The following is a 12,799-nucleotide window of genomic DNA, read 5'->3' as shown; positions in this document are numbered from 1 at the left end:
GTCCGTTTCACACCTTGTCCCATCGGGTTCTCCATTTATTGGGAGGAAAGGTGTAAACCATATTCAGGACGGGACACACTCTGCAAAAAAGCCTTCACTTCCGTGAAGGCTTTTCGTTATGCCGTCTTCTGATAACCGGGGTGGCCGTGAGAGGATCACCACACTCAGGAAATGGATAACGACACGCTCTGCCACTTCACCACATCATGGGGGTGGCAATCAGTCCTTTTTCGCCTTGTTGGCGAAGAAGATATCGGCCTGAATATCCTGAGTGCGCACAGTGAAGATCTGGTTGGTCAGCTCTTCAGTCAACGCCTCGGCCTCCTTCATGACTCGCAGATTGAAGTCGTTGAGCAGGCTGTTGGCTGCGGCCTTGTCGGTCTTGACCGTTTTCAGATAGTTGGCTTCCATCTCTTTCTGCTCTTTGGCGATCTTCGCCTCCCAGCTCTGGTAAGCCTGCTTCACCATGGGGGCCAGTTTGGGGTAATCGGTCATTACCAAAGTCTGCAGTTTACGATATTTCCAGTAGATGGAGTCGCTGTCGGCCTTGTCGCTGCCCATGGCATAGTGGGCCGGATAGGCTTCCAGACCACTGTAGTAGGGAACGAAGGCGGTCAAGTCCGCCATGCCGAGTCCAACATAGGTCACCTCCCCCACCTCACGCGGCATCCAGGGGCGAACCTGCATCACATGGGACTCATAGGTACGAAACACACTGACAGGGCGCCACGGCTCCTGACCGTTCAACCCCTTGCTGTAGGGATCATGCTCGGTACCGTCATAATGATTGCGCAGCACTGCCTTGACCTCCTCCAGCGTCATCTTCTTCTCGGGGGAGAGGGTGACCGGGAACTGGCGACCGGCATCCACCGCCTGCTTGAGCGAGGGGTTGAACATCTGCTGGATAGTCCAGACCCGCGGATCGTTATAGGTGCGATCCCGCTCGTCATCGCGGGTATAGGCTTTCGAGAAGTTGAACGCCCCATCCTTTTTCGGATGGTAGAGCCCCTTCTCGGTGGCAAATTCAATCAGATTTTTCGAGCCCATCATGTCGGCACTGGCCGGATCGTACTGCTGCAGGCGGCCCTGATTGCCAGAGGCGAAGTAGTGATTTTTCGGCAAACGCTGCGCCATCCAGTGGTGGCCAGTGGCGGTCTCCAGATACCAGAGCTCGTTGTCATCCACCACCGCGACGCCAAATCCCTCTCCCGCACCTATGGTCTCGATGATGTTGCCAAGCAGGGCGACCGCCTCGCGGGCCGACGTGGCGCGCGACAGCAGCACATCGGGAATATCATCCTCGGTGATCCCCTTGTCTTCCACATAGGGGTCGAAGGCGAGCGCTTCGGGTGAGGCGAAAATGGACTCGGTGCCGCTCACCCCGACCCCCTTTTCATTAAACCCGGTGGCGCCGTGCAGCTGGGTCTTCCAGTTCGGCACAGTGGTGTAGCGCAGGGAGTTTTTCGGCAAGGGGTAGCTGAAATCATTGGCACCGTTGTGAGCCTTGGAGCTATGCACGCCACTCTGCCCCTGCTTGGCTGGATGGATCACGAAATGCTGGGCTTTCAGGGCATCGCTGTCGGCGCTGCGGGCCACCATCATGGAGCCATCAGAGCTGGCTTCACTGCCGACCAACAAGGTGGTGCAGGCAAACGCCGATGAGAAGAGAGCAAGGTTTATGGAGAGTGCGACGACGCACTTTTTGAAGGAATGCATGAGATCTCCTTGTTGCACAGAGTGGCTGCAAATAAGTGGTGGCGCGCCAGTCAACCTGCGGCTGTCACAAGGGAGCTGGGCGGTGACACGGGCCGGGAAGAGCTGACAATCAAACCGTAAACACGAACAAAAGCAGTGCGGATAAACCGTGGAAACCAGAGAAGTTGCCAAGGCGACCTGTTCGCATCTCTGTTTCCGCTGTCCCGCGGGCCTGGCGATACTAGGCCCAATCAACTGACTTGAGTGTGACTGGCAGCCCAAAACACCAACAACAAAGACTCAATCGATGCAAAATATTAATAAATGTGACAAGTGCAGGATCCTTGGCGACATTCAGCCGTCAACACGAGGCACGCAAAGCGCATAGAGAGGGGAATAAAGAGATAAGGAGATGTAGCGCGCGGGATGGCGTGTTGATCCCATCCCGCGATTTTCGTTAAGTCAGCTTGTCACTGCGCATCCGGCTGGTTGGCAGGGGCCGCCTTGATAAAGGCCTGCAACTGTTCGCAGTTGGCGACGATGCGGTTGATGGTCGGATACGCGTCCAGCGTCATGTCGTAACGGCGGGCGTTGTAGACCTGAGGTACCAGCATGCAGTCGGCCAGGGTCACTTCGTTGCCGACGCAGTAGATACCGGCGGTAGTCATCAGCAACTGTTCCAGCGCGGTGAAAGTTTCGTCAATCCAGTGGCGATACCAGCGGGCCTCCTGCTCGTTGTTGGCCCTGAAGTGCTCTTCCAGATAGTTGAGTACCCGCAAATTGTTGAGCGGGTGGATATCACAGGCGATCATGTTGACTATCTGGCGTACCTTGGCGCGTGCCTCGGGGGCTGAGGGCATCAGGGGATGGGCGGGATAGGTTTCGTCAAGGTACTCCATGATGGCGACCGACTGACCGATCTGCACATCGCCATCCACCAGAAAGGGCACCAGCCCCTGCGGGTTGATCCGTTTGTAACTCTTCTCGCGCTGCTCCCCCTGCCGCAAATTGATCGGGTGCTGCTCATAATCCAGTCCCTTGAGCTGCAACACGATCCGCACCCGAAAACTGGCTGACGAGCGCCAGTAGCCAAACAACTGCAACATAATCTGTCCCTGCATCTTATCTGGGCCCGAAGCCCGGCAGGTGCTCACCACCTGCCTCCTTGTGTATCCGGCACCGGTTGAGGGCTCGTCGTGATCCGGACATATCCCGAATATCCTTGCCGCCAACCGGCGCTGGCCATCAACCTCCCTGACCGCTCGCTGGCACCACCTGTTGAGAGATGGTGCCAAACAGGTTTTGGCCAGAGCGATCTTCCATCGCGATCGACACTCTATCACCAAACTGCAAATAGGGGGTTATAGCTTGATCACAATCAAGAATTTCCAGCATGCGGCGCTCGGCGATGCAGGATGAACCGGCGCTGCGATCGTAGTTGGAGACGGTGCCGGAGCCGATGATGCAGCCCGCACCAAGGGGGCGGGTCTTGGCAGCATGGGCAATAAGCTCGAAGAAGTTGAAGGTCATGTCCACCCCGGCTTCGGGCGCACCAAACAGGGCACCGTTGAGGTGGGTCAGAAGCGGCAGATGCACTTTGCCATCACGCCAGTCATCGCCCAGCTCGTCCGGGGTGATGGCCACCGGCGAGAAAGCGCTGGATGGTTTGGACTGGAAGAAGCCAAAGCCCTTGGCCAGCTCCCCCGGGATCAGGTTGCGCAGGCTCACGTCGTTGACCAGCATCAGCAATTTGACGTGACTGACGGCCCCCTGCGCGCTCACCCCCATCGGCACGTCGTCGGTGATGATGGCCACTTCCGACTCGAAATCGATCCCCCACTCCTCGGAGCCCATGACAATCGGGCCACGGGGAGCAAGAAAACTGTCGGAGCCCCCCTGATACATCAGCGGATCGTGCCAGAAGCTCTCCGGCATCTCGGCGCCGCGCGCCTTGCGCACCAGCTCCACATGGTTGACGTAGGCGCTGCCATCGGCCCACTGATAGGCGCGCGGCAGCGGAGAGAGGCAAGATGCTTCGTCAAAGGGGAACGCCTCGGCCACGCGGCCTTCGTTAAGCTGCTGATATACAGCTTCAAGCCTGGGGGCAACCTCGGCCCACTCATCGAGAGCAGACTGCAAAGTCTGGGCAATCTCGCTCACCCGCACCGCACGGGTCAGATCCCGGCTCACCACCACCAAAGCGCCATCGCGCTTGCCATTGATCAATGTTGCCAATTTCATAAGCGATTCCTTATTTGCCGGCAGCCGCGTCCGGGCGCTGCCAGCTGGAGACATACCGGGTGTTCTCGATCCCTTCGCACAGACTGCCGACGTTCAGCGCATCGCGGGTATCGAGCATGACCGCTACCTCGTCGGTGAACTTCTTGGCATAGGCCTGCCCTGCCGCAAACGCCTTGGGATGGGGGCCGTGGGTGAAACCGGCAGGGTGGAAGGTAACCATGCCCCGCTCAATATTGTCCCTGCTGAAGAAATCCCCGGCGTGGTAGAAGAGCACCTCGTCATAATCGTCATTGCTGTGATAGAAAGGCACCTTGAGAGCGCCGGGATCGCTCTCGATGGGACGCGGCACGAAGGTACAAATCACGAAGCGGCTCGCCACAAAGGTCGAATGGGCCGACGGCGGCAGATGGTAGCGGTGACTCATCAGCGGACGAATATCCCGCCAGTTGAGGCGCACCACGCACAAGTCCCCGTGCCACCCTTGCGCATCCAGCGGGTTGAACGGCCAGGTGATGACCGACACCTGATCGTGGCGTTTGACCTGCAGCGACCAGGGGTTCTCATCCTGCTGGGCCAAAAAGTGCTCGTTGATGGCGGGCACATCGAGCGCCGTCGGATCGAAGATGGCGTGATTGCCCACCAGCCCCTTGTCCGGCAGCTGATAGCTGTCGTTGGTCGCCTCGATCATCAGGATGAACAGGGGCGCCGTCGGCTCGATGCGCCACATGGTGCCACGGGGGATCACCACATAGTCACCGTCCCGCAGGGTCAGGTGGCCGTAGTCGCAGAAGAACTCGCCGCCCCCCTCGTGGATAAAGAGCAGCTCGTCGCCGTCGGCGTTGCGCACCAGAAACGGCATCGCCTCGGAGAGCCGCCATATCCGGTAGCGGCAGTGGGGGTTGCTGAGAATGTCGGGAGCCACCCAGGGGGAGAGCGAACTCACCTCCTCCTGCAGGGCATTGAGGTCAAACAGCCGTGGCCGCAGCGGCCCTTCCCAACTGCTCCAGTCGGTGGGTGCATGCTTGTGGTGCATGTGGGTGGCGGGGCCAAAAAAGCCGCTGCGCCCCAGTTCGCGCTCATAGATGGCCTGCTCCGGCAGATCGGCATGGGCCTGTCGGGAGTGGGTCCCCTCCCGATGGGGGAAGTTAATCCAGTTACGCATTGCTCGCTCCCTCTTTGCGGGCACCCTTCTCATCCTCACCGCCATCCAGCACGCCGCGGCGGATCTGGTCCAGCTCGATCGATTCAAAGAGCGCCTTGAAATTGCCCTCGCCAAACCCTTCGTTGCCCTTGCGCTGAATGATCTCGAAGAAGACCGGGCCTATCACGGTATCGGTAAAGATCTGCAGCAGGATGCCATCCTTGGTGGGGGAGCCGTCGATGAGGATGCGCAGCTCTTTCAGGGCCGCCAGATCCTCCTGATGCCCCTCGACCCGACCGTTCACCTTCTCGTAGTAGGTATCCGGGGTCGGCATAAAGCCGGTACCGCGGCTGCGCAGGGTGCGGATGGTGTGGTAGATGTCGGCCGAGGAGAGTGCGATGTGCTGGATCCCCTCCCCCTTGTACTGGCGCAGGTACTCCTCAATCTGGGACTTGTCATCCGCCGACTCGTTGATGGGGATGCGGATCTTGCCGCAGGGGGCTGTCATGGCGCGTGAATGCAGCCCGGTCAGCTTGCCCTCGATATCGAAGTAGCGAATTTCACGGAAGTTGCCGATCCGCTCATAGAAATTGGACCAGACATCCATATTGCCGCGATGGACGTTGTGGGTCAGGTGATCGATCTCGATGAGACCGGCATCCACCTCCGCCATCCGGGCTTGCCAGTCGGGGTAGAAGACAAAATCCACGTCATAGATGGAGCCCTTGTCGCCGTAGCGGTCGACAAAGGAGAGGGTGCTCTCGCCGATACCGTAGATGGCGGGAATATTGAGCTCCATCGGCCCAATCTTGCCGACAAAAGGCTTTGCCCCCTTGGCGATGGCGTACTGCTGTGCCTTGCCCGCATCGCTCACCCGAAATGCCATGCCGCAAACGCTCGGCCCGTGCAGGCTGGCAAACTGCTCCGCCTGGGAGTGAGGCTCAGCATTGACAACAAAGTTGATATCCCCCTGCCGGTAGAGCCAGCACTGCTTGTGTTTGTGCTTGGCGACCTCGGCAAACCCGAGCGAAACAAACAGGCTCTTGAGGGCAGCAATCCCCTTGGCATCGGGGGCTGTGTACTCGACAAACTCGAAACCGTCAGTGCCTAACGGATTGATGGTATGGGTGGCGGAAGAGGTGGCATTCATCGGGCGCTCCTTGCTCTTGATTCGGTTAAAACGGATTGCGGCACCCAGCGGCGCGGCAAGTGTTAACAACTTGTTTCATTAGAAGCAGGGCGTAGCAGGAAGAGAAGAGGCGGGTTGCAGATAGTTTTTCGCAGCTGGCAGCAAAAAATGTAAATGGATTGTGACATTCAAGCCGCAGCCTTGCGGATCAAACGGTAACGACCCGCATGGCTGTCAGCTTTGCATTACAGTTGCCAGTTTTTGACCATCAGATGGGGCAAGCGGGCCCGGGCCTTTTGCAGTCGCGTGGGCGTCGGATTGATCAACCACGCCTCTTTCCCCAACCCCAGCAGCGGCAGATCGTGTAGGCTGTCGCTCAAGGCCAGCTCGGCATCGAGGGCGCAAATCTCCGGCAGCAGCTTGTGCTGGCCGTGGCAATAGAAGCGCGGCATCAGGCCGCCAAAACGGTAGTGCATCTGCGAGCCAATGATCCGGTGGGGCAACTGGCCGGGCAGTTGCTGATAGAGCTGGGCGCGCACCAGCGCGCAGGGACTGGCGGAGATCACCCAGCAGCGCGCCCCCTCGCGTTGCAGCAGCTCGCGAGCCTGACGAAACAGTCCCGGCCTGATGCGGCAATAGGCGCGCACCAGCTTGCGCCAACCGAGGGGAGAGAGCCAAAGCGTGATGGCCCACCAGATAAGGGAGATACCGCGCCGCCGCTGGCTGGGCACCAGATAGACAAAACCACCGAGCGCAATCACTGGCAACAGCAACAGCGGCCAGATCCGGCGGCGCAGGATATAGCGCAGCAGACCGGCGTGGCTGTCGCCGGGGGCCAGGGTGTCGTCAAAGTCGGCCAGGATCCTGCGCGGCGCACGTCCGTCAGGATCACGCTCTTTCGCTGAATGGATAATGGCGTCAGACGCTGGGCGCATCAGCATCAGGGCGCAAGGGCTGCGATGGCTGCCGTGAGCTCGGGAGTGACAAATTCACTCCCCACATCGGGCGGGCAGACAAAATCGAACGGCTCGCCCGCCAGGGTGAAATTGAGCCGCCAGGCGTGCAGATAGCCGCGATCGGCTGATGTACCGCCATAGCGCTCATCCCCGAGAATGGGGGCGCCGATACTTTTGAGGGCAACCCGGATCTGGTGGGTCTTGCCGGTCTGGGGCTTGATGCGATAGAGCCGCAGCCCCTCGCGCACCGACACCGAATCGAACCAGCTGATGGCAGGATTATCCAGCGTGCGCACCAGCATCCAGCTGCCGCCGCGCCCCTTTTGCATATCCCCCTTCACCCAACCCTGCTTCTTCTTCGGCTTGCGATCGGAGAGCGCCAGATACTGCTTGCTCACCTCGCGGGCCGCAAAGGCCATGCTCAACTCGCGATTCGCTTCGGTGGTGCGGGCCAGCAGCACCAGCCCGGAGGTCATCTTGTCGAGCCGGTGCACCGGATAGAGGGTGAGCCCGGTATCGGCCTTCACGCGATTGACCAGCCCCGGATTGACCGACTCCCCGTCGCCCTTCTCGTCGTGCATGCCGATACCGGGCTGCTTGTCGATAACCAGGAAAGCGGGATGCTCAAACAATATCCGGTACATAAAACCTCGGGAACTGGGGAATAAGGCATGCAGCCAACGACTGGCGGCGCTCGGGAGTGCTGCATTCTCCCTGCTCGGGCACTATTTAGCAAACCGGGCGGGCAGAGGATAAAGATAAAAAATGGCTCCGCCTGCAACAGGCGGAGCCATTTTCGCTCATCTTGGCAGCTCAACCCTTACACATTGCGCGGACGCAGGTGAGCGTGCCAGCGCGCTTCCCACTTCTTGAACAGCCAGACGATGACAAAGGTGAGCAGCATATAGAGCAGCCCTGCGGTCAAAAAGGCCTCGAACGGACTGTAGTAGCGAGAGTTGATGATCCGCGCCGCACCGGTCAGATCAACGATGGTGATGATGCCCGCCACCGCCGAGCCTTGCAGCATGAAGATCACCTCGTTGCTGTAAGCCGGCAGTGCCCGACGAAACGAGTTGGGCAAAATGATCCGGGTCAGGGTCTGCCAGCGGGTCATGCCAAAGGCGTTGGCAGCCTCAATCTGGCCGCGCGGCATATTGTGTACCGCCCCGCGCACGATCTCGGCGGTATAGGCGGCGGTATTGAGGGTGAAGGCCAGCAGCGCACAGAACCAGGCTTCGGAGAAGAGAGACCAGGCGACACTGTTCTTCAGCCACTCCCACTGGGCGGCGCCGTAGTAGATGATAAAGAGCTGCACCAGCAGCGGGGTGCCGCGAAAGAAGTAGATATAGGCCCAGATTGGCCCCTTGATCAGCCAGTTGCGGCTATTGCGCAGGATGCCCATGGGCACCGCCAGCATCAACCCAAGGATCAGAGAGAGGGCCACCAGCCAGACGGTGGTATAGAGCCCCTCCCAGTAGGTGGGCCACTCTTTGAGAATGATTGAGAAATCCATGGCTTACCTCGTCTTGATGGCGTAATGACGCTCGGCCCACTTGAGCGCCGAGGTGGAGACTGCGGTGAAGATCAGGAAGATCAACGCCACCGCCATGTAGAAGGTGAAGGGTTGCTGGGTCGAGCCCGCCGCCAGCGAGGCTTTGCGCACCATGTCATCAAGGCCGATGATGGAGACCAGCGCGGTGGTTTTCAGCAGCACCAGCCAGTTGTTGCCAAACCCGGGCAGAGCGTGGCGCATCATCTGGGGGAAGAGGATCCGCACAAACACCTGGGTAGCCCGCATGCCAAAAGCCCGTGCGGCCTCCAGCTCACCTTTGTCCACCGCCAGAATGGCGCCGCGAAAGGTCTCGGTCATGTAGGCGCCGAAGATAAAACCGATGGTCGCGACACCGGCCACAAAGGGGCTGATGTCGATATAGTCCGGGAGCAGGGAGACCCACTCCTGATTGGGATTACTCTCCAGTAACCAGCTGTTGTAAGTCTCGTTGACCCATGTGCAGATACCGTTGATCAGCACCTGACCGCCAAAGAAGAGCAGCATCATCAGCACCAGATCGGGGATGCCGCGAATAATGGTGGTGTAGCCGGTGGCGATGGCCCGGGCCCACTTGTAGGGAGAGAGTTTGGCCAGCGCCCCCAGCATCCCCAGCAGCAACGCCAGCAGCAGGGAGGCCAGCGCCACTTCCAGGGTGACCCAGGCGCCCTCCAGCAGCGAGGCTTCGTATCCTTTCAAATCAAACATATGCAGCTCCATCGCCACTGAATCTTCACGCACCTGCTAACCAGAAGGCTCCATAGCAGTCCGAATGAAATATGTGCAGCTCCATTGCAATCAATGCGGGCCCGTAAACTCCCTCAGGGAGGTGACGGGCCCGATGACTACTGACGGGATTAACCTGTCGTTACTTGCCGTAGACGTCTTTGGACTTACTCGCCGTAAACGTCTCTTTGTTTTACTCTCCGTAAACGTCGAACTCGAAGTACTTGTCGTTGATTTCCTTGTACTTGCCGTTGGCACGCAACGCCAGAATGGCGGCGTTGAATTTCTCTTTCAGATCCTTGTCAGCCTTGCGCACCGCAATACCGGCACCCTCGCCAAACCACTTGGGATCGGTCAGTTTCGGGCCGACGAATTCAAAGGCATCACCGCCCTCTTTCTTCAACAGACCGTCGGTGATGGCGGCAGAGTCGGCCAGCACATAGTCCACACGACCGGATTTCAGATCGAGATAGGCTTCATCGGCCGTACCGTAACGCTTGATGGTGGCGTTGGGGAAGTTGTCGGTAATGAAGGTATCCATGGAAGTCGCACGCTGCACCGCGACGGACTTGCCTTCCATAAAGGCTTTGTCGAGCTGCACATCAGTGCCCTTCTTGGCGGCAAAGCGGGCCGGAATGTGCTGGTACTTCTGGGTGAAGTCCACCTTCTTCTTGCGCTCTTCGGTGATGTCCATGGTGGCGATGATGGCGTCAAACTTGCGTGACAGCAGCGCAGGAATGATGCCGTCCCAGTCCTGCTTGACCAGGGTGCACTTCACTTTCATCTCTTCGCACAGGGCGTTGGCGATGTCGATATCAAAGCCTTTCACCTCGCCACTGGGCTCGGTCCAGGAGAAAGGGGGATAGGCACCCTCAACCCCGATCCGGACCTCTTTCCACTCCTTGGCCATCAGGCTACCGGACGCGAGGGCAGTAACTACGGCTGTCGCCAGCATCAGCTTGTTCATGTATCTCTCCTTGATAAAACAGTTGATTGGGTAACCAGGCATCCCGCCATCAGTAGATGGAGGAGATGAATTGCTTGAACCGCTCGGATTTGGGATGGGCGAAAATCTCCTTGGGGTTGCCCTCCTCTTCCACCCGCCCCTGATGCAGAAACATCACCTTGTTCGATACATCCCGGGCAAACGACATCTCGTGGGTCACCACCAGCATGGTGCGTCCCTCTTCGGCCAGCTCGCGCATCAGGCCAAGTACTTCTCCCACCAGCTCGGGATCCAGCGCCGAGGTGGGTTCGTCAAACAGCATCACCTCGGGCTCTACCGCCAGCGCACGGGCAATGGCGGCCCGCTGCTGCTGACCACCGGAGAGGTGACCGGGATAGTAGTCGCGCCGCTCCCAGAGTCCAACCCGGTTGAGCAGTTGCTCCGCCTTGGCCAGTGCTTCGGCGCGAGGCACCTTGAGCACCTGGATCGGCACTTCGATGATGTTCTGCATGATGGTCATGTGTGACCAGAGATTGAAACTTTGAAACACCATGGCCAGCCGGCTGCGGATCCGCTCAACCTGACGCATATCCTCGGGCAACCGCTCGCCGGCGCGGCTGGTTTTCATCCGGATCAGCTCGCCATGGAGCGAGACGGTGCCGGATGAGGGGGTTTCGAGCAGATTGATACAGCGAAGAAAAGTCGACTTCCCCGAGCCGGAGGAGCCGATAAGGGAGATCACATCCCCCTTGTGGGCGGTCATGTCGATGCCCTTGAGCACTTCGTGGGTGCCAAAATATTTGTGCAGATCACGTACTTCCAGTGCGGCAACGTCGCTCATCCATTACAACCTTGTCTGTCCCTAGACGCCGCAGGGGGCGTGACTCAACCATCGTCCATTTAACAAAAAGTTAACCGATGGCAACCTTCAGCGAAAATATCACCCGGATAGTGAAAAAACAATATAGAACGAGGGTCTTCAGGGGATTCGCTCTATTTTTATTCGCTCTTTGCGTATTTTTCAGCACTTTGTTTGCATAAACAGCCGTTTCAATGGCTATTCCGATAACGCCTTTTTATACCCCAATCATATCAGTGGCAAGAGAAAAGCGTGATGTGTGCCAAACCGGCACCAAAATGGCTTTATGCACTCACTTGCCGAGCGAAATATCGGCACCCCGGTTGGATCAACTTGATTTCATTGGTGCACTCGGGCTCGCACAGAACCTTATCAAACAGAGAGGTTGTGGCAAAAAAGTAACAATCTGCCCCCAAAAGGGCTGTTTTTGGCCATGAAAGCGAGAGATATGTGACACAGAGCCAATAAGTAATGATAAGGTGGTGTTTTTATCAGTTTTTGTGATCGAGGCCTCGATGCTGCTCAATGTGTTGCTGATCCTGTTGCCACTGGCAATCGGCTATCTGGTTCCCCTCTCCTCTGCCCGGCTGATCAAGCTGGTCAACCAGAGTCTGGGCAAGATGGTCTACCTCATTCTGTTTCTGATGGGGCTCGGGCTTGCCTATGTGGAGAACCTGGGCAGCAATCTGGCGGTGATCTTCAAGGTCGCCGGGGTGATGCTGACCGCGATCACGGTCTGCAACCTGCTGGCCCTCTGGTGGCTCGACAAGCGCACACCACCGACCCATGAGGCGAGCGATAGCAAAATGCCGAGCAAGCTGCACCTGCTGTGGGAATCCCTGCAGCTCTGCTTTGTGGTGCTCGGCGGTGTGCTGCTGGGTCTACTGGTGGATCTGCGCGCCCTGCCCATCGACAAGTGGAGCGAGTGGGCCCTGATGCTGCTGCTGTTTCTCATCGGGGTGCAGATGCGCAACTCCGGCATGCGGCTGCGCCAGATCCTGCTCAACCCCTGGGGGATGAAGATCGCCGCCACCGTCATCCTCAGCAGCTGGCTTGGCAGCCTGCTGGCGGCCCAATTGCTGGGCATGCCCTTTGCCCATGGTCTGGCGATGAGCTCGAGCTTCGGCTGGTATTCGCTCTCCGGCATTCTGGTGGCCGACAAACTGGGGCCGGTGCTCGGTTCTGCTGCCTTTATCAACGATCTTGGGCGCGAGCTTATCGCCATTCTGCTCATCCCGGTCCTGATGCGACGCCACCCCTCGGCGGCCATCGGTTACGGCGGCGCCACGGCGCTGGACTTCACCCTGCCAGTTATCCAGAAATCAGGGGGCATTCAGGTGGTGCCAGTGGCCATTGTCTCCGGCTTTATCCTGAGCCTGCTCGGCCCCATCCTGATCCTCGGGTTTCTGGCGATCTAAGCCTGATTTCCACATTGCAGATAAAAAAGCCCGACCTTGTTGTCGGGCTTTTGCTGTTTGAATGTCCCGTCCTGAATATGGTTTACACCTTTCCCCCCAATAAATGGAGAACCCGATGGGACAAGGTGTGAAACGGACA

Annotated in this window: 12 protein-coding genes; 1 reads left to right on the top strand and 11 read right to left on the bottom strand. The window is 58.5% G+C overall.

Features of this window, described 5'->3' with window-relative positions:
- Nucleotides 1-219: 219 nt before the first annotated feature.
- From G5253_RS20070 to G5253_RS20020, 11 genes are all read right to left on the bottom strand, one after another.
- The gene (locus G5253_RS20070; protein WP_266135739.1) at nt 220-1,716 is read right to left on the bottom strand and encodes a C69 family dipeptidase; all 1,497 of its coding nucleotides are present in this window, start codon (nt 1,714-1,716) and stop codon (nt 220-222) included.
- 449 nt (nt 1,717-2,165) lie between these two features.
- The gene (gene maiA, locus G5253_RS20065; RefSeq protein WP_266135740.1) at nt 2,166-2,801 is read right to left on the bottom strand and encodes a maleylacetoacetate isomerase; all 636 of its coding nucleotides are present in this window, start codon (nt 2,799-2,801) and stop codon (nt 2,166-2,168) included.
- 139 nt (nt 2,802-2,940) lie between these two features.
- On the bottom strand, nt 2,941-3,936 hold the full coding sequence (locus G5253_RS20060; RefSeq protein ID WP_266135741.1) for a fumarylacetoacetate hydrolase family protein: 996 nt from the start codon (nt 3,934-3,936) through the stop codon (nt 2,941-2,943).
- Nucleotides 3,937-3,946: 10 nt separating this feature from the next.
- Nucleotides 3,947-5,098 (bottom strand): homogentisate 1,2-dioxygenase, encoded by a 1,152-nt coding sequence (locus tag G5253_RS20055; protein WP_019445071.1) that lies wholly within the window; start codon nt 5,096-5,098, stop codon nt 3,947-3,949.
- A complete protein-coding gene (gene hppD, locus G5253_RS20050; protein ID WP_266135742.1) occupies nt 5,091-6,227 on the bottom strand; it encodes a 4-hydroxyphenylpyruvate dioxygenase in 1,137 nt (378 codons plus the stop codon). Before hppD ends, G5253_RS20055 begins: the two co-directional genes overlap by 8 nt.
- A gap of 224 nt (nt 6,228-6,451) precedes the next feature.
- Nucleotides 6,452-7,147: a haloacid dehalogenase-like hydrolase gene (locus G5253_RS20045; protein ID WP_266135743.1), complete on the bottom strand. Its 696-nt coding sequence runs from the start codon at nt 7,145-7,147 to the stop codon at nt 6,452-6,454.
- Nucleotides 7,147-7,806 carry a TIGR01621 family pseudouridine synthase gene (locus G5253_RS20040; protein WP_266135744.1) on the bottom strand — a complete coding sequence of 220 codons (660 nt, stop codon included), beginning with the start codon at nt 7,804-7,806 and terminating at the stop codon, nt 7,147-7,149. The genes G5253_RS20045 and G5253_RS20040 overlap by 1 nt, the downstream gene beginning before the upstream one ends.
- A 176-nt stretch (nt 7,807-7,982) precedes the next feature.
- The gene (locus tag G5253_RS20035; protein WP_421204126.1) at nt 7,983-8,675 is read right to left on the bottom strand and encodes an ABC transporter permease; all 693 of its coding nucleotides are present in this window, start codon (nt 8,673-8,675) and stop codon (nt 7,983-7,985) included.
- Between the two features lie 3 nt (nt 8,676-8,678).
- Nucleotides 8,679-9,419 (bottom strand): ABC transporter permease, encoded by a 741-nt coding sequence (locus G5253_RS20030; RefSeq protein WP_005352911.1) that lies wholly within the window; start codon nt 9,417-9,419, stop codon nt 8,679-8,681.
- Between the two features lie 211 nt (nt 9,420-9,630).
- Nucleotides 9,631-10,404 carry an ABC transporter substrate-binding protein gene (locus G5253_RS20025; RefSeq protein WP_005337307.1) on the bottom strand — a complete coding sequence of 258 codons (774 nt, stop codon included), beginning with the start codon at nt 10,402-10,404 and terminating at the stop codon, nt 9,631-9,633.
- 49 nt (nt 10,405-10,453) lie between these two features.
- A complete protein-coding gene (locus G5253_RS20020) occupies nt 10,454-11,224 on the bottom strand; it encodes an ABC transporter ATP-binding protein (protein ID WP_005337310.1) in 771 nt (256 codons plus the stop codon).
- Between the two features lie 533 nt (nt 11,225-11,757).
- Here G5253_RS20020 and G5253_RS20015 point away from each other — a divergent pair.
- The gene (locus G5253_RS20015; RefSeq protein WP_266135746.1) at nt 11,758-12,660 is read left to right on the top strand and encodes a lysine exporter LysO family protein; all 903 of its coding nucleotides are present in this window, start codon (nt 11,758-11,760) and stop codon (nt 12,658-12,660) included.
- Nucleotides 12,661-12,799 lie beyond the last annotated feature (139 nt).

The organism is Aeromonas sp. 602658, from assembly GCF_049173005.1.
GTDB classification, from domain to species: Bacteria; Pseudomonadota; Gammaproteobacteria; order Enterobacterales; family Aeromonadaceae; genus Aeromonas; species Aeromonas veronii_A.
This window is presented reverse-complemented; position numbering and strand designations above follow the sequence as displayed.

Coding starts and splice junctions, on each gene's coding strand:
- G5253_RS20060 (WP_266135741.1), bottom strand. CDS start 3,936: ATGAAATTGGCAACATTGATCAATGGCAAGCGCGATGGCGCTTTGGTG.
- G5253_RS20015 (WP_266135746.1), top strand. CDS start 11,758: ATGCTGCTCAATGTGTTGCTGATCCTGTTGCCACTGGCAATCGGCTAT.
- G5253_RS20025 (WP_005337307.1), bottom strand. CDS start 10,404: ATGAACAAGCTGATGCTGGCGACAGCCGTAGTTACTGCCCTCGCGTCC.
- G5253_RS20040 (WP_266135744.1), bottom strand. CDS start 7,806: ATGTACCGGATATTGTTTGAGCATCCCGCTTTCCTGGTTATCGACAAG.
- G5253_RS20035 (WP_421204126.1), bottom strand. CDS start 8,675: ATGGATTTCTCAATCATTCTCAAAGAGTGGCCCACCTACTGGGAGGGG.
- hppD (WP_266135742.1), bottom strand. CDS start 6,227: ATGAATGCCACCTCTTCCGCCACCCATACCATCAATCCGTTAGGCACT.
- G5253_RS20045 (WP_266135743.1), bottom strand. CDS start 7,147: ATGCTGATGCGCCCAGCGTCTGACGCCATTATCCATTCAGCGAAAGAG.
- G5253_RS20030 (WP_005352911.1), bottom strand. CDS start 9,419: ATGTTTGATTTGAAAGGATACGAAGCCTCGCTGCTGGAGGGCGCCTGG.
- maiA (WP_266135740.1), bottom strand. CDS start 2,801: ATGTTGCAGTTGTTTGGCTACTGGCGCTCGTCAGCCAGTTTTCGGGTG.
- G5253_RS20055 (WP_019445071.1), bottom strand. CDS start 5,098: ATGCGTAACTGGATTAACTTCCCCCATCGGGAGGGGACCCACTCCCGA.
- G5253_RS20020 (WP_005337310.1), bottom strand. CDS start 11,224: ATGAGCGACGTTGCCGCACTGGAAGTACGTGATCTGCACAAATATTTT.
- G5253_RS20070 (WP_266135739.1), bottom strand. CDS start 1,716: ATGCATTCCTTCAAAAAGTGCGTCGTCGCACTCTCCATAAACCTTGCT.